Raw genomic sequence first — 22,996 nt, 5'->3', positions numbered from 1 at the left:
TTTATCGTTTATTTTATAACTTTCATTTGAAGTTCATAAAACTCAAGAGTCTAATTAAGCTTAAAACTGTAACTTGAAAATTAAAAATTAAAAAGTTAATTAGTTCCACCAACGGTTAATTGGTCAATTTTAAGTGACGGCTGACCAACACCAACCGGTACACTTTGCCCTTCCTTACCACAAACACCAACGCCTGGGTCTAAGCACATATTATTAGCCACCATAGACACTTGCTGCATGGTATCAAAGCCATTACCAATTAATGTCGCGCCTTTGATCGGGGCGGTGATTTTTCCGTCTTCAATCAAATAAGCTTCAGAGGCAGAGAATACAAATTTACCTGAAGTAATATCCACTTGCCCACCACCAAAATTAGGCGCGTAGATACCTTTTTTAACACTTTCAATTAACTCATCATGCTCATACTCACCATTTAACATAAAGGTATTGGTCATACGTGGCATTGGTAAATGCGCATAGGATTCACGACGTCCGTTCCCCGTTGGCGCAACACCCATCAAACGTGCATTGAGTTTATCTTGCATGTAACCTTTTAAAATACCATTTTCAATGAGAACATTACGCTGACCTTTAGTACCTTCATCGTCTATGTTCACTGAACCACGGCGATCAGCAATACTACCATCATCGATAATAGTGCAATGCTTAGAAGCAACTTGCTGGCCTATTTTTCCAGAAAATGCAGATGAACCTTTACGATTAAAATCACCTTCTAAACCGTGCCCTACTGCTTCATGTAACAATACACCAGGCCAGCCAGCACCAACAATAACCGGCATAGCTCCTGCAGGAGCAGCTATAGCATCAATATTAACGAGAGCCTGACGAACAGCTTGGCGCGCATAAGAGAAGGCTCTAAGTTCACCTTCTTGCGTATCGGTAAAATAATCTAAATCAAAACGACCACCACCACCGGCACTACCTCGTTCGCGTTTACCATTTTTCTCAATTAACACAGAACAACTAAAACGGATCAAAGGGCGAATATCTGACGCTAATGTACCATCGCTTGCAGCTACTAATATTTCTTCATAAACGGCGTTTAATGACACAGTAACTTCACTAACAGAAGGCTCTAGAGCGCGCGCGAAGGTATCAACTTGTTTCAATAGCTCAATTTTTTTGTCGCGGCTCATGCTTTGCAAAGGATCCGCTGAACCATAATAAATAGGTTGTGCTGTTGGCATGACTAGCTTTACTGACTTTTCTTGCCCTGAATTAGCAATACTTTTGGCAGCATTAGCGGCTTCAGTAATGGCTTTTTTAGAGATATGATCAGAATATGCAAAGCCGGTTTTTTCACCAGACACAGCACGAATACCAATGCCTTTTTCGATGTTATAACTGCCTTCTTTGACAATCCCATCTTCTAACAACCAAGATTCATGTCGGCTTGCTTGAAAATAAAAATCAGCATAGTCAATTTGAGCTCCAGAAATTTGACTCAGTTGTGATTCTAAATCACTAATTTGCATATCAGCAGGTGCTAAAAAATTGTCTACTACTTGTTCAAAAGACATTGACGATCCTTATTTCTATTAAAGTTTTTGTGTACAGCTAAATTTATTATGTTGCTGTACAGGCATTATTTTTCTTATATCGAGTAATTTTTCTTGATCAAAATTGGCATAGATAACACCGTTACCAGTGGTCAGCTGAGTCATTATTTTTCCCCACGCATCTATGATCATGGAATGCCCAAAAGTATAACGCGGCTCGAAGTGAGCATGATTAAGAAAATGCTCCCCACCTTGATTAGCAGCAATAAAGTAACACTGGGTTTCAATGGCTCTAGCCTGTAATAAGGCTTGCCAATGTGCTTCACCCGTTACCTTAGTAAAAGCGGCTGGCAATAAGATAATATCAGCCTCAAGCTCTCTAAGTTGCTGGAACAATCCTGGAAAACGTAAATCATAACAGATAGCGAGGCCAACTTTCGCAAAACCGCAATCAATGACCTTAATTTCTTTTCCTGCGATAAAGGTATCAGACTCTCGATATGCCCCCTGAGTGTCTGCCACATCGGCATCGAACAGGTGTATCTTATTGTAATGTGCGATCAATTCACCCTGCGGCGAAAAAACCAAACTACTTGTATATATTTTTTCTGATTGTTCACTTTGAATCGGAAAACTACCACAGACTAAGGTACAGTGATACTGAATAGCCAATTCACTTAATCGGCTTTGAATAGGCCCAGCACCTAACACTTCAGCGACACTTAAATAATGCTTTCTACTGGAAAAACAAAGTGCATTTTCTGGTAATAACACCAATCGATTTACCACTTCTTCTGATTCAGGTAGTGCCTGTAATTGCTCAATAATCTGTTGAAAATTATCTTCAATACAATCATTACTTACTACTTGAATGGCAACCAGTTGACATGTTGCAGTGTGACTATTTTTAGTGCTCATTTAACATGACCTCATTTTCAGGTGATAATTTGTAACGATAGTTTAGTGTGAAAGTTTATAGTGACATTTTATAGTAGTAGCCTACAGCAAAATACGTCAAAAAATGACAGCCGTAAACAAGTAGTGAAAAGCAAGTAGTTAACAGCAAAGGATTAACATTGTGTCTATTGACCCACTGCAAAATTTTCCTCTGTCCTGAAATTTGTACTCCTCCTAAAATTTTTACTTATGCGGTGCGTTAACAATGCGCTTCAAAGTATTAGCACTTAACTCTTGGTACTTACTATTTAACACTTAGCACTTAACACCTGTCACTTAGTACTTAACTCTTAGCGTCGAACACATCTATTTTTTGACGTCACTTACGGCAGCGCTGTTTTTAACCTTACCATTACTATTGCCAACAACACTATCTTCAATCTCTTCTAACACTTCGCTATTTTGCAGTTTAACCACGCCTCTTTGTCTGTCTTCTATTTTAACGTCTGGATCCTCTAAGGCACCTTTAACAGAAAAGTCGACACGAATAATACTATCCACAACCGGTTCAAGTATTTTGGTCATCATTAATACCGCAGCGCCAGTTAATGGGTTAATAGCAAAGGCAGCCAACACCGGTAAGCTAGAGGTCACAGCGGGACTATAACTAAAACGATAGTTAACATTGAGGTTGGGTAAGTCAATTAAACCTTCGCCTGATATTTTCCCCGCCGAACCATTTAAAAAATAATCATCATTTTTCAAAATACCATTACTAATATTGGCGGAAAGCGACATATCGTCAAAACCTAGTCCTTTAGAAAAAATATTACCAAACTCTAGGTTCAAACTACGGCGAATACCATCAAGGCTTAAGAAGCTTAAGAGGCGAGCACCTTTATCATCAACTTCAGTGATTTGGCCATTCTCAGCTTTCACTGAAAGCTCACCGTTCAACGAATCTAAGTTAAACTTCCAAGGTGCACCAATCCAATTTAACGCACCATTTAGCGCCGCTTGTTCATAAACCATTGGGCTGCTATAGCCTAAACGATGAACAATACTGTTATCGCTGTTACCTTTGCTATCCACAATAATATTTGTACGGCGCTGGTCCCAAACACCTGAAATATTGGTTGCCTGACCTTCTTTTCCTATCTTTAAGTAATCAATATTAAAGCTTGTTTTACTCGGGTACACATGTGCTTTAAGCGGTGACAATTGCATTTTTTCAAGGTTACATTGCACACATTCTAAAAATACTTCTGGATAGTCTTTTCGTAAGTTATCACTGATCTTAGGTAATGATGTCGTTTCCTGTTGTGCCAATAATTGTTGTAAGCCGTCAATATCAAACAACTTAAAATCCATTTTTTTAATATTAATATCATAACGTTCAGGCACACCCTGTCGATATTCTATATTGCCCTGTAAATTATCGGCATTAAGTTTAACCGCCCAAAAATCATTGCTGTAACTGGCTTTTGCATCAAGGTTAACTAAAGGTTGTTGAAATAGCTCTGCGTGTTTGATATCCACATAAACGTCATTAATTTTAAATATTGATGGTTCCTTTGACGTTGTTTGCTTATCAGCTGTTTCGCTTTTATTGCTAGCAAACCAATTATTCACCACCTCGGCCCAAGGTGTTAAGTTAATATTATCACCGCTAATACGAACAATGTTTTTACTCTTATCAACGTCAATCGATTGTCCAGAGCCAAGTCCTAGATAAAGATATTTAAGCACCGGCACTCTTTCATCATTAGAATTCAGCGGGTGTAATATTTCCCCTTCGGATTTCAACTTATTATTAATCCGAGCATCCCATTGTGTCGCACGTTGATTACCGCTGATCTTAATAGAGGTCGGCCATGCTTGTAATGAATTTTTATTAAATGGTGCGGGTAACCCGACCTTAACTCCCTGTAATTGAGACGATAAGTTCACGGCGAATTGATAGCTGTTATTTGGACGTTGAGTAAAATCGAGTTGCCCCTGCCAATCTAAATTACCAATAGACTGCAGCGGTGCTAACTGTTTTTCATAGCGACTTAACTTCGCCACATTCCAAAGTCCAGAAAGGTTGGCAGTGAGTTGGTATTGTTCCGCTGATTCTTTACTGGAAAAAGATAAATTAACCGGTTGCTCAAATAAAGTAGCGGTCAGGCCATTGGCCGTTAGGTCACCATTAATGAAACTAAACTGACCTTTTACTTGTTTAAATGGCAGGATCACATCGCTGGTTAATTCAATATCAATATCATTATCGTTTAAATCCAGCTTACCTTTAGCAACGGTTTCTTTAGCCGTGGAATCCAATGGAATTTCTAAGGTTAAAGCACCTGTCACTTGGCCAGCAAGACGGATCATTTGCACCACCTTGCCGACACTGTTTTGCAGTGGAGAAGCGATCAGGTAATCAGCAATTGATGTAGACTCTTCTGCGACTTTAGCATCGATGGTCAATATCCCATCGGGTCTTAAATGGTCAATCACAGCCGACAATGAATCGACTTGCATATCACCTAATTTCGCTTTGTCACTACTCATTAACAATGAGTCATTTTCAAATAACAGGTCTAAATCTAAATCACTTAACCCTTCCCAACCTGGATAGAAGTCATACTGACCATTTTTAACGGGTACTGATGCTTGAAAAACACCTTGGTTATTTTGGTAAGGGTAATCCGAAAGTGCACCATGCCATACAATTTTAGCGCCAGAAACGGAGCCTTTTTTAAGGGTAGGTTGTAAATAATCAAAAACATCTTTACCCATGGCTAACATCGGCAGGTAGTATTGTGCTTTTTCTACATCACTTAAAGAGGCATAAGTATACAAGCTCAAAAATGGGCTACTCGCCTTACTATCGTTTGGAAAAAACAGCGTAAATTGACTGCTGCTATCAAGTTCATCAGTCACTAATATACTTTTATCACTGACCAGTTTGAATCCATCTTGTTGGTTCTCCCAACGCAGTTCAAATTGCCCTTTTTGCAATGGCATACTACGACTAAACTGCTTATCAAAAAGGATAGATTGAGGACCAAGTTGAATACTAGCGCGACCTGCTCGTTGATTGCTAACTAATGAAATATTAGCATCACTAATACCAGGAAATGCACCCACCGCTTGATTATTAAAGGCATCAATATTCGCACTTATTGAATATTCGCCGGATTGATCCACTAATAATCCTACTTTATTTACATCGCCACCCAGCTCAAGGGCTAGTATTTGCTCAATATTCGCTTCAGGCAATGTTGAAAATAAAAGAGCAAAGGGCACGATTGAATTAACATTAACGCCTGCTAGGTCAAATTCACCAAATTCATTATCAATACCCGCCCCAGAAAAATTAGCATCATTAAGCGGAATGTAATTGTGGGTAATATTTAAATCGTAACTATCGAATAACCAATGTTTATCTTGATCCGTAAATTGTAATAAACCATCATTAATTTGCCATTCATGAGATTGGTTTAACATCGACCAGGCAATCTCTGAATTACCCCATTGCAACTGCATACTCTTAGGTCCATTAAAATCAAAGTCACTCCAAACTTCAAAAGAAACAATGGCTTTTTTAAGCTCTGCTAATGGATTTACTTGAGGTTGTAAGTATTCGGTTGCATTTAGGTTTTCAGCCTGTGCGTAAAAACGACCAATCAACTGGTCATTGTCGGCTTCTGCATCACCTGTAATATCAATCACAAACTGTAATGTATTCTCACCCTGTGTATTAGGTAATGATGCTTTACCAACACCTTGATGGCGTTTGTCATCGTTAACCCAACTAAGATCTTGGATTAAAATAGTCTTTTTATTATTTAGATGATCGATAAAATTAATTTGGCTATCGGTGATAGAAAATGAACTCAAGTGCAATAAAAATATATTTTTAAGTGCATCAAGCGTTAACTCTGATTGTGCTTGATCTTCTGCAGATGTGGGTGATGCAGGCTGGCTAGTAATCGCTTGAGATGAAACCGATGCACTAGCGGCAGATTGAGTGGCAATAGCTTGAGAAGTTAATTGCTGAGAATTCGCAGCAACAACTAGGTTCTGCTTTTGTGCTGATTTTAATGATAAATTTGCTCCCTTTAATGAAATATCATTAAAGATAAGCTTTTGCTTAGTTAAGCTGTCAATAAAGTCGAAATGTAAAAATAGGTGTTCAATTTTTAACTCAAAGGGTAACACTTGAGTATCAATCAAGGTCACGTCTTTTAAGGTTAATACTAAGCCAGAAAAGTCAATGCCTGCCGAGACTTTTTCAGCATTAACATTGATATTCTGCTCCGCTGCCACCCACTCTACTAGCTGCTCTTTATAATCATCAACGCTATTGATAGCAAAGCGTGCAATGGTCAATAACACTGCAATAATAATTAATTTGGCAGCGAGCAGTACCCAGAGTCGCTTTAACCATTTAAAGGTGACATGTTTCAAAAATGATAACCCATTAAACCTACTTTCTCCTACTTCATAGCCGCATACTAACGGTACTATAACCGTACTATAGCCTTACTATAGCCGTATAATAGCTACATCATAACGACATCAAACTGCTCTGGACCATATAAAGGTTCAGCATGAATTTCTACGCGTTTTTGCATAAACACAATTAACTCACCAAGGTTATAGGACTCGTCGCCCTGTAACGCTTCAGCAACCCCAACAGAGCTATAAACAACAAAACGCTCAGCAGTAAAGGCACGGTCAACACGTAATATTTCACGCAATATTTCATAACAAACTGTTTCTACCGTTTTAACGTAACCACGGCCATTACAAGTACTACATTCGCCACAAAAAATATGCTCTAAACTTTCGTGGGTACGCTTACGTGTCATCTCAATCAAACCCAGCGGCGAGAAATCATTAATATGTGTTTTCACTCGATCTTTAGATAACGCTTGTTCTAAACTATTAAATACACGGCGTCTATGCTCTAAAAGCTTCATATCAATGAAATCGAGTATAATGATCCCACCTAAATTACGTAATCTTAATTGACGTGCAATTGCTAAGGTTGCTTCAATGTTAGTATTAAAAATGGTCTCTTCAAGGTTACGATGTCCCACAAACGCACCGGTATTGATATCTACCGTAGTCATCGCTTCCGTTTGGTCAATAATTAAATAACCACCAGATTTTAATTCAACCTTTCTATTTAATGCTCGCTGCACTTCATTTTCAACATCAAACAGGTCAAAAATAGGACTTGCACCATCATAATATTCGACTTTTTTGGCTAATTCAGGGACAAACTCCACGCTAAACTTAGAAAGTTGCTTAAAGCTCAACTTTGAATCTATACGAATACGATCAATTTCATTGCCTACAAAATCACGCAGAATACGAAATGCCAATCCAAGATCTTGATATAACATCTTATTTTTAGTTTGAGTACGCTGTTTACGTGTGATCACTTTATTCCACACACGCTGCAGAAAAGCGGCATCATTTCTTAATTCTTCTTCAGGTGCACCTTCAGCAGCGGTGCGAATGATAAAACCACCTAATTCGTTAACACAGGATTGAGTAATCTCTTTAAGACGCTCTCTTTCCTCAGCGCTTTCAATACGCTGTGACACACCGACATGCTGTGTATCGGGCATAAACACTAAATAACGAGAAGGTAACGTAATATCTGTCGTTAAGCGTGCGCCTTTTGTACCGAGTGGATCTTTAACCACTTGCACAATAATATTTTGCCCCGGACGAACTAAGGTCGAAATATCAGCAACTTTGAATTTATCTCTTTCAGGATCTGCCACACATTCAGTACGAGGGTCGATATCTGAGGCATGTAAAAAAGCCGCTTTTTCTAAACCGATATCAATGAAAGCCGCTTGCATACCAGGGAGAACACGTGTCACTTTGCCTTTATAAATATTACCTGCAATGCCCTTACTCGCCTGGCGTTCAATATGTAACTCTTGTAAAACTCCCCCTTCAATTAACGCAACACGCGTTTCAGTTGGGGTAATGTTCATTAATAATTCAACAGACATGCTGTTATCCTTTAACACTTTTGATCAGTTGAGCTGTTTCGTAGAGGGGAAGCCCTACCACAGCACTATAGCTACCGGAGAGATGAGTCACAAATTGACCCGCAATACCTTGAATACCGTAACCACCCGCTTTATCCTGTGGTTCACCTGTTTCCCAATAGTCCGAAATTTCTTGTTCTGTTAATGCTTTAAATGTGACATCAGTGGTAACTAACTTAACGCGCTGTTGATGTGCAGAAACAACCGCAACCGCAGTTAACACTTGATGAGTATTATCCGACAATAATGTCATCATTTGTCGAGCATGTTGCTTATTTTTTGGCTTCTCCATCACAGTTTCACCACAAACTACAATAGTATCCGCTCCTAACACCACACCTTGCTGATTATTGTTATCTAAACCCGCTAATGCTTTCTCTAATGCTAATCGTTGCACATATTCTGAGCTACTTTCATGAGCTTGTTGAACTTCGTCAATACCTGCAGTAATTCGTTCATATTGAATATTAATTTGCGATAATAATTCACCTCTGCGGGGTGAATTCGAGGCAAGGAAGATAGGCATTGTTAGCTGACCTTAAAGCGAATACGTAAAAAACGCATAAACAGAAAAAACCATGGCCACACCAACATGGAAGTAAACACTGACCAAAAATAATGACGGTGTAAAATAATATCTTGCATACTCGATGCGATCCAATACAAGGCAAGTTTGGACATAAAAATAAACGCACCTAACAGTAACGTTGTTTGTACTAAGGTGAAGTTTCGAAAACGTTGAAAGTTAATACTGGTGATATAGGCGAGTAACGACAATAGCATGGCATGCATACCAAGAATCGAGCCGAGCAGCAGGTCTAAAAATAGGCCCAGAATAAAAGCATGTCCAATATTTACTCGGTGCGGTAAAGCGATGATCCAATAACACAGAACTAACACCATCCAATCCGGACGAAACGCATTAAGTATGATCGGTAGCGGAAAAATAGCAGCAACCAAACAAACAAAAAATGTGAAATAAATTATTTTATAACTATTGAACAGGTTCATCGAACATTTCCGGCGAGTCTAAGGTTAAATCTGCACCCGCTAACGGATCATTATTCCACAACAATAATAAATAACGGCTTCTATCTAAGTCCGCCACAGGCGTCGCCGTCACCGTTGCATATAACTCACCTTCTTGATATTCAAAACGGCTAATTTTAGCAACAGGATAACCAGCAGGAAAACGCCCACCTAATCCCGATGTCACCAGCAAGTCACCTTCTTTAATATCGGCATTACTTTGTACAAAAGGCACATTCAACTTATCCCATGCACCACTACCATGTACCACAGCAATTGCATCGTTACGCTGCACGCGTACAGGAATACCATGGCTAGCATCAACAATTAACACAACGCGACTGGTGGTACTACCCACTTGTGACACTTGGCCAACCACACCTTGTTCATTAATCACCGGTTGTCCGAGATAGACACCATTGATGGCCCCTTTATCGATCAATAGTTGATGTGTAAACGGGTCTGAACGTAAGCTCATCACTTCGGTGATCATACGTTTGTTTTTAAATTGTTTTTTAGAGTTCAATAATTCACGTAATTGTTTGTTTTCACTTTGCAACTGGCCAAGTAACAAACGGTCTGCTTTTAAATGTAAATTATCTTTCTCAAGCTGTTGGTTGCGATCCACTAACGCTTGCCTAGTCATAATATTTTCAGAGAAGGCACTGAACAATTTTTGTGGCGCATCGGCAACATACTGAATAGGAGAAACAATAGAATTGAGGTAAACACGTACGGAGGAGAAAAGATTAAACTGACTATCGGCGATCAGCAAACCTACGCAACAGGCTATTACAATGAATAGCCTTAACGTAAAAGAAGGACCGCGGGTAAAAATTGTTTTCATGGGTATTTCTATTGAATCAGAGCGCAGGATTTAGCCTGCGCTAGAAATATCAATCTCCGTTAAAGACATCGCCGCCATGCGTATCGATCATCTCTAATGCCATACCGCCGCCACGTGCAACACAGGTAAGGGGATCATCAGCAATAATAACGGGAATGCCAGATTCTTCTGACAACAAGCGGTCTATTTCGCATAACAATGCGCCACCACCTGTTAATACCATACCCTGCTCTGCTATGTCAGCAGCCAGTTCTGGTGGTGTTTTCTCTAACGCAACCATCACAGCAGCGACAATACCACTTAATGGCTCTTGTAATGCTTCTAGAATTTCGTTGCTGTTTAATGTAAAGCTGCGAGGAACGCCTTCAGCAACATTAACACCACGTACTTCAATCTCTTTAATTTCGTCAATTGGGTAAGCAATTGCAATGCTATGTTTGATACGCTCAGCGGTAATCTCACCGATAGTACAACCATAGTTACGACGTACATAATTGATGATCGCTTCATCAAACTTATCGCCACCAATACGCACAGAAGCAGAGTAAACAATACCGTTTAATGAGATAACAGCAACTTCCGTCGTACCGCCACCAATATCAACAACCATTGAACCTTTTGCTTCAGATACTGGCATACCAGCACCGATTGCAGCAGCCATTGGCTCATCGATTAAAAACACATCACGTGCACCAGCGCCCATTGCAGATTCACGAATAGCACGGCGTTCAACTTGTGTTGAACCACAAGGCACACACACTAAAACACGTGGGCTAGGACGCATCCAACTATTGTTATGTACTTGCTTGATAAAATGTTGCAACATTTTTTCAGTAATATAGAAGTCAGCAATAACCCCATCTTTCATAGGACGAATCGCTTGAATATTTCCAGGTGTTTTCCCTAACATTTGCTTTGCAGCACTACCAACAGCAGCAACTCTTTTGCCATTTTTATCCATACGGATTGCAACCACTGAAGGCTCATCCAATACAATACCTTGGTTTTTTACATAAATAAGGGTATTTGCAGTTCCTAAATCGATTGATAAATCGTTAGAGAACATACCACGGAACATTTTAAACATGAAGATTTCCAAAAGAAGCGAATAAAAGTAATTCGCGTACTCTACCAACCCACTAAAAATACAGCAAGAAAAGAAAGCGAAAAGCTTGTTTAAAGAGCGATACAACGCCCTAAAGGGATAGATTTTCCCTATGCCAGTTCGATATTTAAAAGATGTTAACAAAGATATAAAAATAACTGACAAAATATTGACAATTTAAACCTCTGGCTTTTAAAAAAGTAATGGCAAAATATTGCGGTAAGTGAGTGCTTAATTGAATAATTAGGGCTTACAACATTAACTATTCGTTTTTACTGCACTAATCATTAGTACTTATAAAATTCATAATAATGCCTGATGAAATTTAAATAGTGTCTAATGAATTTAAAATAGCGCCTGATGAAATTTAAACAGCGTCTAATGAATTTAAAATAGCGCCTGATGAAATTTAAACAGCGTCTCGTGAAATAAACAGGAAAGCTTTAAGTAATGAATACAGAGGTAATAAACGCTGAGATAATAAAAACCTACCGAAGTAGGTTTTTATTAAGCATTTAAGAACAGTGAATATAAACGCTTTTTATGGCATCAAATGAACACATTTAAAAACTAACTGATGCTAATTTTTCAAAGTAATCTGGGAATGTTTTTGAAGTACATTTAGGGTCGTTAATGGTTACTGGTGTACCACTTAAAGCAACTAATGAAAAACACATCGCGATACGGTGATCATCGTAGGTATCAATCTCTGCATGTTTGATTTGTGTAGGTGCTGTCACTTCGATAAAGTCATGCCCTTCAACTACTTCTGCGCCCACTTTACGTAGCTCAGTCGCCATCGCGTATAAGCGATCGGTTTCTTTCACACGCCAGTTATAAACATTAGTGATTTTAGTAGTACCTTCAGCAAACAAAGCCGCTACCGCAATGGTCATTGCCGCATCAGGAATATGATTCATATCCATATCAATGGCTTTAAGCTCACCTTTGCTGGCTTTAATGTAATCGTCACCCCATTCAATATTAGCGCCCATTGCTTCTAATGCATCAGCAAATTGAATATCACCTTGGACTGATTTTTTACCAATTCCGGTCACTTTAATACTGCCGCCGCCAATCGCCGCTGCCGCTAAAAAGTAAGAAGCAGATGAAGCATCGCCTTCTACCAAATAGTCGCCAGGTGCTTGGTAAGTTTGTCCACCTTTGATAACAAAGGTCTGGTAATTACCATCGACATTATCTACTTCAACACCAAAGTCTTGCATAATTTGTAGCGTGATTTTGATGTAAGGTTTTGATACTAATTCACCCACGATGTTAATGGTTGTATCTTCAGAAGCCATCGGTGCAGACATCAAAAACGCCGTTAAAAACTGACTTGAAACGCTACCATCAATTGAAATAGTACCGCCCTTAAGGCCAGTTCCTTTGATTTTTAATGGTGGATAGTTTTCATTTTTTAAGTAAGTCACGTCTGCGCCAGCTTGCTTTAATGAATCCACTAAAGAGCCAATTGGGCGCTCAAGCATACGCGGTTCACCAGTCAAAGTATATTCACCTTGACCTAAACATAGTGCCGCACATAATGGGCGCATTGCCGTACCTGCATTACCTAAAAACAGCTCAATATCACCTAACGCTTGAGTATTAAACGCATGTCCTAACCCTTCCACGACACATTGCTTTTTATCCGCAGACAATTGGTAATTTACACCCAACTTGGTTAACGCATTTAACATATGACGAATATCATCACTGTCTAATAAGTTGGTTAACGTGGTTGTACCTTTTGCCAATGCCGCTAACAATAAGGCACGATTCGACAAGCTTTTTGAGCCCGGTAAATTAATCTCACCATCGACTTTCTTAATCGGGTTTAATAATAACTGTTCCATAGTATTCGTTCTCTTATTGCAAATTTAAAACTTTAGTAAGTGCTTGCTTGAAGCGCTGATTTTCCGCTTCTGTACCAATACTGATACGTAAATGGTTAGGTAAACCGTAACCAGTGATTGGACGTACAATCACGCCTTCTTCTAATAACGCTTGATAAACCTGATCGCCTGTCTTTTTATCAGCCATTTTCTTATCAGCAAAGCTGGCTACATTGACGGTAATAAAGTTACCCATCGAAGGAATATACGCTAAGTTCTTCTCATCAAAAAAAGCACATAAATCCTGCATACCGGCATTATTTAATGCCACACCTTCAGCTAGATATTGCTCATCTTGCAAAACAGTTTCAGCGGCTTTTAACGCTAGTGCATTACAATTAAAGGGCTGACGAACACGATTTAAAATATCAGCAATTTCAGGATGTGAAATACTATAACCAACACGTAATCCTGCTAAACCATAGGCTTTTGAGAAAGTACGAGAAACGATTAAGTTAGGGAACTCTTTAATCCAAGCAATGGCATTACCGCGACGTGTATTGTCTGCATATTCAAAATAAGCTTCATCTAATACCACTAATACTCGCGCCGGTACTTTTGCTAAAAAATCTTTGATTTCTGCTTGCTCTAAAAACGTACCCGTTGGATTATTTGGGTTAGCAATGAAGATAAGCTTAGTTTTATCGGTGATAGCGGCTGCCATCGCGCTTAAATCATGACCATAGTCTTTCGCTTTAACCACGACTGCTGTCGCGCCAATCGCCTGTGTCACTAACGGATAAACCACAAATGCATGCTCTGCAAACATCACTTCGTGACTGCTATCAACAAAAGCACGCGCAATAAGTTCTAACAGATCATTTGAACCATTGCCCAAAGTAATTTGATCGTTATTAACCGAATACTTAGTGGCAAGTGCTTGCTTTAGATAAAAACCATTAGCATCTGGATAACGCGTTAATTCCGTTAACTCTTTTTGTAATGCTAATTTAACTGACTCACTTAACCCGAGCGGGTTTTCATTTGAGGCAAGCTTTACAATATCAGTAATTCCTAATTCACGTTCTAACTCATCGGTTGGTTTACCTGCTTGGTACGGGCGTAATTTTTGTACTCCAACATTGGCCAAGCTTAAAAAATAATTACTCATTCCAGTTCCTTACAATGCTTTATTTTTTGAATCTGCTCTTTATAGGTGTTCTTAAAAGCGATTCTTTAAAGAGTGTGGTGTAACGCATGACTTATAAAATCCATGTAAAAAAAGTGCTAGTTTAATGACTCAAACATAACACTTTAAAAACAGATGATTTTTGGACCTTAACTTAGGCGTATTTCTTCTCGAAAACAGCCATAAAATCAACTAAAGCTTGTACGCCTTCAATCGGCATTGCGTTATAAATGCTAGCGCGCATTCCGCCAACTAATTTATGCCCTTTTAAAGTTAATAGACCCGCAGCTTTAGCTTCACTTAAGAAGGTTTCATTCAAGCTATCGTCAGCTAATGTGAAAGGAATATTCATACGGCTACGAACACTTGCATCAACATTATTAGTATAAAAAGCAGACTTATCAATTGCGTTATAAAGCAACTCTGCTTTAGCAATATTCTTTTGCTCAATAGCCGCTATGCCACCTTCCGCTAATAACCATTTAAACACTAGACCGGCTAAATACCATGAGTAAGTAGGTGGTGTGTTGTACATTGAGTCAAAGTCGCTTTGAATTTGATAATCAAAAATAGACGGGATCGCTTTGCGTGCATGGCCAATTAAATCTTCACGTACAATCACAATCGCCAAACCAGATGGACCAATGTTTTTCTGCGCGCTGGCATAAATAACACCAAATTTTGAAACATCAATGGTGCGCGACAAAATGGTTGAGCTCATATCCGCTATTAGCGGCACAACACCCGTTTCAGGCACATCAAATATTTCGATGCCTTCAATGGTTTCATTAGGGCAATAATGCACATAAGCCGCACCGGCATTAACATTCCAATCCGCACTTGGTTTAACTGCAACTTTACCTTGCTCTGTAGTTAGCATGATATCGGTTTCATGAATGCGAGCGTGTTTTTTAGCTTCCGCCACGGCAGATTTAGACCACTGCCCAGTAACGATATAATCAGCGTCTAATTTATCACCCAATAAATTAAGCGGTACAGCAGCGAATTGGCCGCGTCCGCCACCATGACAAAACAGCACTTTATAATTATCAGGAATAGCCATTAATTCACGTAAATCAAGTTCAGATTGTTTTGCCATAGCAACATATTCAGGACTACGGTGACTCACTTCCATCGCCGAAACACCTAAACCTTGCCAGTTACAAAACTCACTTTGCGCCTGTTGCATTACAGCTTCAGGTAACATCGCGGGACCCGCACAAAAGTTATATATTTTTGTCATTGCTAATTCTCTTAAAAAGTTGACTCTTTTAAAACAAAATAAGCGGCTATTGCCGCTTATTAAATTGTAATTAACTGTTATTCAGGTGCGTCTGTTGGTTGCTCTTCGACATTATCTAATGCCTCTGATTCACTTTCTTCTACTTCACCCTCAACTACCGCTGGTGCTTGTAATACTAAGTCACCGTTTTCATCATAAACAGGTACATCTTTGATTTCTTCAATACGTTGTAATGCAACGATTTTTTCATCTTCAGCTGTACGTATTAATGTCACGCCTTGTGTATTACGACCGACCACCGACACCTCAGAAACACGTGTACGTACTAACGTACCGCGGTTAGAGATCAACATGATTTCATCATTATCATCAACCTGAACCGCACCAACCACTTTACCGTTACGCTCACTCACTTTGATTGAGATAACACCTTGTGTTGCACGACTCTTAGATGAGTAATCTTCTAATGGCGTACGTTTACCGTAACCATTTTCTGTTGTTGTTAAGATGTGGCCCGTTGCATTTGGTACGATTAATGAAACAACTTTACCGCCTTCATTTAATTTAATACCACGAACACCCGTTGCCGTACGACCCATTGGACGAACACCTTTGAATTTAATCTCAGGGTTACCCTCTTCATCTAATACAACATTACCTTCTTCATCGGTTACTTCGCTTTCTTCCGCTTCTTTAAAGCGAACCACTTTACCCGCGTCCGAGAACAACATAATTTCATTAGTGCCGTCGGTTAACGCAACACCAATTAATTCATTGTCATCATTTAAGTTAATCGCAATTAAACCACTTGAACGTGGACGACTATAAGCACTTAATGCCGTTTTCTTAACCGTACCGTTAGCCGTTGCCATGAAGACATATTTATCATCTTCATATTCACGTACTGGCAAGATTGCAGTAATACGTTCACCCTCTTCAAGCGGCAGAATATTCACAATCGGACGACCACGTGCTTGACGAGACGCTAATGGTAATTGGAATGTTTTCAACCAGTACAGACGACCACGGGTAGAGAAACATAAAATCGTATCGTGCGTACTTGCTACTAACAGTTTCTCAATAAAATCTTGATCTTTCATCTTAGTCGCTGCTTTACCTTTACCACCACGACGCTGTGCTTCGTAATCTGATAATGGTTGGTACTTAACGTAACCTTCGTGAGACAGTGTTACTACCACATCTTCTTCAACGATCAAATCTTCCATACATAAATCAGATTCAGATTCAGTGATTTCAGTACGACGTTCATCGGCAAAGTTATCACGTACTTCTTCTAATTCTTCTTCAATCACTTCCATCAAACGAGCAGGACTTTCAAGAATGAATAATAAAGCAGCAATGATTTCTAATAGCTCTTTGTACTCGCCTAAAATTTTCTCGTGCTCAAGGCCAGTTAATTTGTGTAGACGTAAATCTAGAATCGCTTGTGCTTGAATTTCAGTCATGAAGTATTGGTTATCACGAATACCAAACTCAATTGCTAATCCATCAGGACGCGCAGCATCAACACCACTTGCTTCTAACATTGAAGCAACAGCACCTAAATCCCAACCACGAGACTGTAGCGCTAATTTCGCTTCAGCTGGTGTTGGAGATTTACGGATCATTTCAATGATGGCTTCAATGTTAACCAATGAAATCGCTAACCCTTCAAGGATATGTGCACGGTCACGCGCTTTACGTAACTCAAATACAGTACGGCGAGTAACTACTTCACGACGATGCAGAATAAACGCTTCTAACATCTCTTTTAGGTTAAATAATTTAGGCTGACCGTGGTCAAGTGCAACGGCATTAATACCGAATGTCACTTGCATTTGCGTTTGTGCGTAAAGGTTATTTAAAACTACTTCACCCACTTCGCCACGTTTAACTTCAACCACCATGCGCATACCATCTTTATCCGACTCGTCACGTAGTGCGCTGATACCTTCAATTTTTTTATCTTTAACAAATTCAGCAATTTTTTCAATTAAGCGGGCTTTATTAACTTGGTACGGTAGTTCATGAACCACGATCGTTTCACGACCAGTTTTTTCATTAACTTCAATGTCAGCTTTAGCGCGTACTTTAATTTTACCGCGACCCGTATGGTAAGCTTCAACAATACCTTTACGGCCATTGATAATACCAGCCGTTGGGAAGTCAGGGCCTGGGATATGTTCAATCAACTCATTGATAGTAATATCTTCATTCTTGATTAATGCCAAACAAGCGCTAATCACTTCACCTAAGTTATGAGGTGGAATGTTCGTTGCCATACCAACCGCAATACCCGATGAACCATTAATTAATAGGTTCGGGATTTTTGTTGGTAGCACTTCAGGAATGAACTCAGTACCATCATAGTTAGGTACGTAATCAACGGTTTCTTTTTCTAAATCGGCTAATAATTCATGCGCTAATTTCTGCATACGGATTTCCGTATAACGCATCGCCGCGGCGCTATCGCCATCAACAGAACCAAAGTTACCTTGACCATCAACTAACATGTAACGTAGAGAGAAGTCTTGCGCCATACGAACGATTGTATCGTATACCGCAGTGTCACCATGTGGATGGTATTTACCGATAACATCACCAACAACACGTGCCGATTTTTTGTAAGGTTTGTTCCAATCATTACGTAGTACATTCATGGCAAACAGAACACGACGGTGAACGGGTTTTAGGCCATCACGTACATCGGGCAATGCACGACCTACGATCACGCTCATTGCGTATTCAAGATAAGAATTTTTTAATTCATCTTCAATATTAATTGGAGAAACGTCAGAGGCAAATTCGCTCATAGAAACTGAAATCCTTAATTTAGTGGAAATAGACTGAATTTAGTAAGAGGCCGATAGTAGCACAAATGCACCTTGGCAGAAGCGTTTTAATGAGCAAAATCGCCTGAGAATCGTTTTATGGCGCAATATGGGGCATTTATTAACTAACCGCTCATTTTTCACACAACCACATGTGGCATTTTAAGCCCCTTAGAATCGCAAAATAAATTTCCTCTTCGTTATTGTTGTCACATAATGAGCGTTATTCTCAATTTGATCATACCTTTTAACGATTCTCACGATACAAGGTTAACCAAGTTAATCTCTCGAAAGTTCAATTTTACACCTATCGACTAAGCACAATTTGGTTTGTTGATTTTGCATCTTGAAGTATCATGGGGATAAAAATCGCAACTCAATAGGATGACAATAGCGTGGCTGAAAACACCCCATCACAGAATAACGCAGCACAAACGACCTCATTACAAGATAATGCGCTGGAAGCGAATGTCGATCAGCAAGAAATTGAAAAGTTTTCTGCGATGGCGGAGCAATGGTGGGATTTAGAAGGTGATTTCAAGCCGTTGCATATGCTAAACCCAACACGCTTGGAATATATAGAACAAGGTGTTGATGGGTTATTTGGCAAAAAAGTAGTCGATGTTGGTTGTGGCGGCGGCATTTTAGCAGAGAGCATGGCAATTAAAGGTGCTGACGTAACGGGCATTGATATGGCACATGCGTCATTACAAATTGCACGTTTACATGCTTTAGAGACTGAAACTAAGGTTGATTATCAAAAAACCACCGCAGAGAATTTTGCGCAAGCGCATCCACAGCAGTTTGATCTAGTGACATGCATGGAGATGTTAGAGCATGTGCCAGACCCAGCCTCTGTTATTCAAGCCTGTTGTGATTTGGTCAAACCCGGTGGCACGGTTTATTTTTCGACCATTAATAAAACATGGAAAGCCTATGTGATGATGATTTTAGGCGCAGAGCATGTGTTACGTTGGGTACCTAAAGGTACGCATGAATATGAGAAATTTATTCGTCCTTCGCAGTTATTAACTGCGATTGATGCAACCCAGTTACATTGTGATGATCTGTGTGGTGTGGAATATAGTCCATTGATGAATGGGTTTAAGATCACGCAAAATGTGGATGTTAATTATATGTTGAAGTGTACCAAGGTTCTTTGATTTGTATTGATGTAGGTATTGGTTCGGCTTCGCTCATCGCGTTGAATTGATATTTCCAGCTTTGTGTTCCGCCCTAACGGCGTGTTACTTTCTTTTGCGTGCCCAAAAGAAAGTAACCAAAGAAAAAGGCACCCGTAACGTTTTTTAACCTGAATAAATAACTGCCTTCTTAACGCACCGCTCAGACTCGACATCCATGTCTCGAACTGAGCTAGCAACGGCTTCCCTGCCTTAGCTTGCTAAAGGCAGTGATTGATTCAGAAAAACTTGACGGGGAGGTTGTTGCTCGTCTGCGCTCGTCGAGGCAGTTTGATATTTATTAGCTTTGATTTCGCCCTTGTCGGCGACTTTACTTTCTCTAAACCAGTAGAGAAAGTAAGCAAAGAGAGCTGGCACCGAATCGCTTTTTGATCCCAAACTATGATCGCCTTTCTTAACGCACCAGTTCATACGGCGCGTCCATGCGCCGAATGAACTTACAGCAAACGTCCTGTTTGCTGTTGCTGAAAGGGATTCATAATTTGGGAAAGCTTCACGGTGGGGAGTTGTAGCCGCGTTGGCTATCGTTTAATAAAAACTAAAACTGTCGATTATTTTAATCTACTGACGACAGAAAATTTATTATTTTTGTAGTAAAATTTTGAATTTCTTCTGGATTTTTTTTAATTAAATATTCAAATATATCGTTTTCTGACCAACCACTGTCATACGCAGTTATTAAGGCATCAAAAACTCTTTTCCCCTTCTTACTTTCTTTATTAATCTGATTTATTTGATTCTGTAACTTAGGAATATGTGGAAAATCAGTTGGAGTCGTTTTATATGAGTCATATAGCTCTTTTTCTATGCTTTCAAAAGGTATACATTCAGCATTTTCAATATTAATTGTAAATTTTGCTTCAGATTGATCGCCATCATAAATAACCATAATATTTTCGTCAGTTGAAAAGAAATTTTGTTGTTTATTTCTTTCAACTAAATCAGCAACATTGCTGCTTCCTCCAATATATAAAATTATATATTTATGAAAAAAATTATTTCCATTTTTATAGAGAAGGTACTCAATAAAGTTTTTTAAAACTTCATCCTCTGTAATAATATACTTATCCCAACCTTTAAATCCAAAAAGCATACTTTTTATAAAATTGTATGATTTATTTGTAATACTCACTATCCCATCATGAGATTCCATATATTGAAGTTCTGAATATTTAAGTTTTCTCATTATCGCTAAAGAATGCGTTGTAAAAATAACATTAATTTCATATTTATCGCATAGTATCCTTAATTCATCTAACAAATTAATTTGTGCAGAAGAATCCAAACTAATATCTATTTCATCAATTACAATGCACTTACATCTACTTTGGACCATTTTAAATAAAGAAATAACAAAGTATTCACCAGAACTTAAATAATCCTCCCTTATATAATAATCATCTTCTTTCAAAATAAAGTAATAACGTTTTCTTTTTATTACTACTTCTTTTAAAGCTGAAAATTTATCAGTGTCATATATTTTAGATAAAAAATTAATTAACTCAGTTGGAACAGTATAATTTTCTAAAGGAATACTTTTTCGTAATTCATCATCTATTTCACCGAGAGACTGAAAATGTGAAAACCTTGAACCATGAGGAATTGGCAGTTCAACGAAAATATTGTCTTTAATTTCTTTAGGTATTATTTTTTTAGAATCAATCATTTTAAGTTGCGGATGATATTCATACTTATAAATATTATTATCAATTGTATAAACAATTCGGCTATGTTTATGAAATATATATGGGGATGCTGTTTTTTTGAATGTATCAGTTGATTGAATGTTTTTAAGAGCCCTTATTAAAGTTGTTTTTCCTACACCATTTTTACCGACAAGGCACTGTAATTTATTTTTAGTTAGATCTACTGAAAAAATCAATTCTTTTACATGTTGCACGTTAGATATTTTTATATTGAGTTGCATAATTATCAATAAGACTTATGAAAAAACATGTCTACGATGTAGTTACCATATTTTTTTCTTAGTTTAATCAAGTAATCTGGGTCAATCGTGTTTATATAGTTAATTTTTCCTGATAATTTATCTAAAGCAGCTTCATAATTTCCACCAGAAATATCTACAAATTTATTCTTATCATTAATAAAATAATGGAATAATATTTCAATATTTTTTTTCACCTTAATATCAACCGTTACTTTTCCAGTGGGTAAAATTACCATACCTAATATCTTTATTTTATTACCTTTCTGGGTTAGCTTAGTTTTTTCTTCATTTAATTTTAAACGTTCATTAAAAAATTTCACCAACATCTCAGATATATAATCTTCTAAATTAATTAGCGGAGTTTTAGTCTTTGCTGAAAGAATTAGATCATCGGAATAACGAGTGTAAATAACATCCTGGTCAAGACAGTATTTTTCTAATTCATTATCGAAATCATTTAGTAATGAATTAGTTAAAATTGGAGAGCTGGCAAAACCAATTGGCAATGAATCATTAACCATTATAAGGTTTAAAATTCTATTTATATAAATATTTAAATCTGATATTGGAGACTGAGCTAGTTTATTATTCAACACGTACTCAATATCTTGACGCTTTACACTACTAAAGAAACCTTTTATATCAGCTTGAAAAAAAAAGTTGTTAGCTGAATGTTTAACTACTGCTTGATAAGGATTCGTACCTTTTCTATACGAGTAAACAACATTTGTATTTGTATCCGCATATTGAAAAATATAATTATTTAAAAAACGTAAATAATCCTGTAGCTTATCTGACGGTTTAAATATTTCTTTTTTAGCTCCTTTCTTTGTATCTATTTCAATAGTAGAAAATTCTTTTTCTTGATCAAAATTCAAAAAATCTTCGAAGGAGTATTTCTCATGATAATGAGACTTAAATATAGATTGTAGGCTTTTTTTTTCAGAGTGAGTTATATCATTCATATTGCTTTCTTATTCTTTAATAATAAAGTCGAGATTGATATTAAATATCAAAAAGCAGAAGCCTGATAATGAGGCTTTGGATCTTTGTAGGTGAGTAGGTGATATGCATAAATAAATGCAATTACTAATTAAAACATTATATTTACAACTTTGCCTATCCATGGCCATTTTTATATAGTTGCGGATAGGCAAGGTTAAACATTTCTAATCACTTTTAGAGGCTAACTCAGATGACTGGAGATACTCCTAGTCGGTCAGCAAAAATATATTATAATCTATTTTAGATAATAGCAAACCAAAGTTAACAAGATCAGAGGGTCAGG

General features: G+C 38.1%; 15 protein-coding genes. 1 reads left to right on the top strand and 14 read right to left on the bottom strand.

What is annotated here, in order from left to right; translation table 11 throughout:
• Positions 1 to 95: 95 nt before the first annotated feature.
• The 12 genes from tldD to gyrA all read right to left on the bottom strand — a co-directional run bounded on the left by tldD (position 96) and on the right by gyrA (position 18,540).
• A complete protein-coding gene (gene tldD / locus GQR44_RS04550) occupies positions 96 to 1,541 on the bottom strand; it encodes a metalloprotease TldD (RefSeq protein ID WP_166369716.1) in 1,446 nt (481 codons plus the stop codon).
• 18 nt (positions 1,542 to 1,559) lie between these two features.
• Positions 1,560 to 2,438: a carbon-nitrogen hydrolase family protein gene (locus GQR44_RS04545; protein WP_166369714.1), complete on the bottom strand. Its 879-nt coding sequence runs from the start codon at positions 2,436 to 2,438 to the stop codon at positions 1,560 to 1,562.
• A gap of 345 nt (positions 2,439 to 2,783) precedes the next feature.
• Complete coding sequence (locus tag GQR44_RS04540; RefSeq protein ID WP_166369712.1) at positions 2,784 to 6,872, bottom strand: YhdP family protein; 4,089 nt, start codon at positions 6,870 to 6,872, stop codon at positions 2,784 to 2,786.
• A 95-nt stretch (positions 6,873 to 6,967) separates the two neighbouring features.
• Entirely contained in the window at positions 6,968 to 8,440 is a 1,473-nt protein-coding gene (gene rng / locus GQR44_RS04535; RefSeq protein WP_166369710.1) for a ribonuclease G, read from the bottom strand.
• A 4-nt stretch (positions 8,441 to 8,444) separates the two neighbouring features.
• The gene (locus GQR44_RS04530) at positions 8,445 to 9,005 is read right to left on the bottom strand and encodes a Maf family protein (protein WP_166369708.1); all 561 of its coding nucleotides are present in this window, start codon (positions 9,003 to 9,005) and stop codon (positions 8,445 to 8,447) included.
• A 2-nt stretch (positions 9,006 to 9,007) separates the two neighbouring features.
• Positions 9,008 to 9,490 carry a rod shape-determining protein MreD gene (mreD, locus tag GQR44_RS04525; protein WP_166369706.1) on the bottom strand — a complete coding sequence of 161 codons (483 nt, stop codon included), beginning with the start codon at positions 9,488 to 9,490 and terminating at the stop codon, positions 9,008 to 9,010.
• Positions 9,474 to 10,355, bottom strand: a complete 882-nt coding sequence (mreC, locus tag GQR44_RS04520; protein WP_166369704.1) for a rod shape-determining protein MreC — start codon at positions 10,353 to 10,355, stop codon at positions 9,474 to 9,476. The genes mreD and mreC overlap by 17 nt, the downstream gene beginning before the upstream one ends.
• A gap of 49 nt (positions 10,356 to 10,404) precedes the next feature.
• Positions 10,405 to 11,442, bottom strand: a complete 1,038-nt coding sequence (locus GQR44_RS04515) for a rod shape-determining protein (protein ID WP_166369702.1) — start codon at positions 11,440 to 11,442, stop codon at positions 10,405 to 10,407.
• A 581-nt stretch (positions 11,443 to 12,023) separates the two neighbouring features.
• A complete protein-coding gene (aroA, locus tag GQR44_RS04510; protein WP_166369700.1) occupies positions 12,024 to 13,316 on the bottom strand; it encodes a 3-phosphoshikimate 1-carboxyvinyltransferase in 1,293 nt (430 codons plus the stop codon).
• A gap of 13 nt (positions 13,317 to 13,329) precedes the next feature.
• Complete coding sequence (hisC, locus tag GQR44_RS04505) at positions 13,330 to 14,466, bottom strand: histidinol-phosphate transaminase (protein WP_166369698.1); 1,137 nt, start codon at positions 14,464 to 14,466, stop codon at positions 13,330 to 13,332.
• 172 nt (positions 14,467 to 14,638) lie between these two features.
• Positions 14,639 to 15,727 carry a 3-phosphoserine/phosphohydroxythreonine transaminase gene (gene serC, locus GQR44_RS04500; RefSeq protein ID WP_166369696.1) on the bottom strand — a complete coding sequence of 363 codons (1,089 nt, stop codon included), beginning with the start codon at positions 15,725 to 15,727 and terminating at the stop codon, positions 14,639 to 14,641.
• Between the two features lie 77 nt (positions 15,728 to 15,804).
• A complete protein-coding gene (gene gyrA, locus GQR44_RS04495; RefSeq protein ID WP_166369694.1) occupies positions 15,805 to 18,540 on the bottom strand; it encodes a DNA topoisomerase (ATP-hydrolyzing) subunit A in 2,736 nt (911 codons plus the stop codon).
• Positions 18,541 to 19,016: 476 nt separating this feature from the next.
• On the opposite strand from gyrA, the gene ubiG reads away from it, so the two are divergent.
• Positions 19,017 to 19,721, top strand: coding sequence for a bifunctional 2-polyprenyl-6-hydroxyphenol methylase/3-demethylubiquinol 3-O-methyltransferase UbiG (gene ubiG / locus GQR44_RS04490; RefSeq protein WP_277344350.1), 705 nt, complete (start codon positions 19,017 to 19,019; stop codon positions 19,719 to 19,721).
• Positions 19,722 to 20,316: 595 nt separating this feature from the next.
• On the opposite strand, the gene GQR44_RS04485 is transcribed toward ubiG, so the two are convergent.
• Positions 20,317 to 21,687 (bottom strand): AAA family ATPase, encoded by a 1,371-nt coding sequence (locus GQR44_RS04485; protein WP_166369692.1) that lies wholly within the window; start codon positions 21,685 to 21,687, stop codon positions 20,317 to 20,319.
• 5 nt (positions 21,688 to 21,692) lie between these two features.
• On the bottom strand, positions 21,693 to 22,673 hold the full coding sequence (locus GQR44_RS04480) for a reverse transcriptase domain-containing protein (RefSeq protein WP_166369690.1): 981 nt from the start codon (positions 22,671 to 22,673) through the stop codon (positions 21,693 to 21,695).
• Positions 22,674 to 22,996: the final 323 nt, after the last annotated feature.

Source organism: Psychromonas sp. SA13A (genome assembly GCF_011378715.1).
GTDB lineage: Bacteria > Pseudomonadota > Gammaproteobacteria > Enterobacterales > Psychromonadaceae > Psychromonas.
This window is presented reverse-complemented; position numbering and strand designations above follow the sequence as displayed.

Bases quoted from the DNA above. Each gene is read 5' to 3' on its own strand.
- tldD (WP_166369716.1), bottom strand. From the start codon at position 1,541: ATGTCTTTTGAACAAGTAGTAGACAATTTTTTAGCACCTGCTGATATG.
- hisC (WP_166369698.1), bottom strand. From the start codon at position 14,466: ATGAGTAATTATTTTTTAAGCTTGGCCAATGTTGGAGTACAAAAATTA.
- gyrA (WP_166369694.1), bottom strand. From the start codon at position 18,540: ATGAGCGAATTTGCCTCTGACGTTTCTCCAATTAATATTGAAGATGAA.
- mreC (WP_166369704.1), bottom strand. From the start codon at position 10,355: ATGAAAACAATTTTTACCCGCGGTCCTTCTTTTACGTTAAGGCTATTC.
- GQR44_RS04480 (WP_166369690.1), bottom strand. From the start codon at position 22,673: ATGAATGATATAACTCACTCTGAAAAAAAAAGCCTACAATCTATATTT.
- GQR44_RS04530 (WP_166369708.1), bottom strand. From the start codon at position 9,005: ATGCCTATCTTCCTTGCCTCGAATTCACCCCGCAGAGGTGAATTATTA.
- mreD (WP_166369706.1), bottom strand. From the start codon at position 9,490: ATGAACCTGTTCAATAGTTATAAAATAATTTATTTCACATTTTTTGTT.
- GQR44_RS04545 (WP_166369714.1), bottom strand. From the start codon at position 2,438: ATGAGCACTAAAAATAGTCACACTGCAACATGTCAACTGGTTGCCATT.
- aroA (WP_166369700.1), bottom strand. From the start codon at position 13,316: ATGGAACAGTTATTATTAAACCCGATTAAGAAAGTCGATGGTGAGATT.
- rng (WP_166369710.1), bottom strand. From the start codon at position 8,440: ATGTCTGTTGAATTATTAATGAACATTACCCCAACTGAAACGCGTGTT.
- GQR44_RS04485 (WP_166369692.1), bottom strand. From the start codon at position 21,687: ATGCAACTCAATATAAAAATATCTAACGTGCAACATGTAAAAGAATTG.
- GQR44_RS04515 (WP_166369702.1), bottom strand. From the start codon at position 11,442: ATGTTTAAAATGTTCCGTGGTATGTTCTCTAACGATTTATCAATCGAT.
- serC (WP_166369696.1), bottom strand. From the start codon at position 15,727: ATGACAAAAATATATAACTTTTGTGCGGGTCCCGCGATGTTACCTGAA.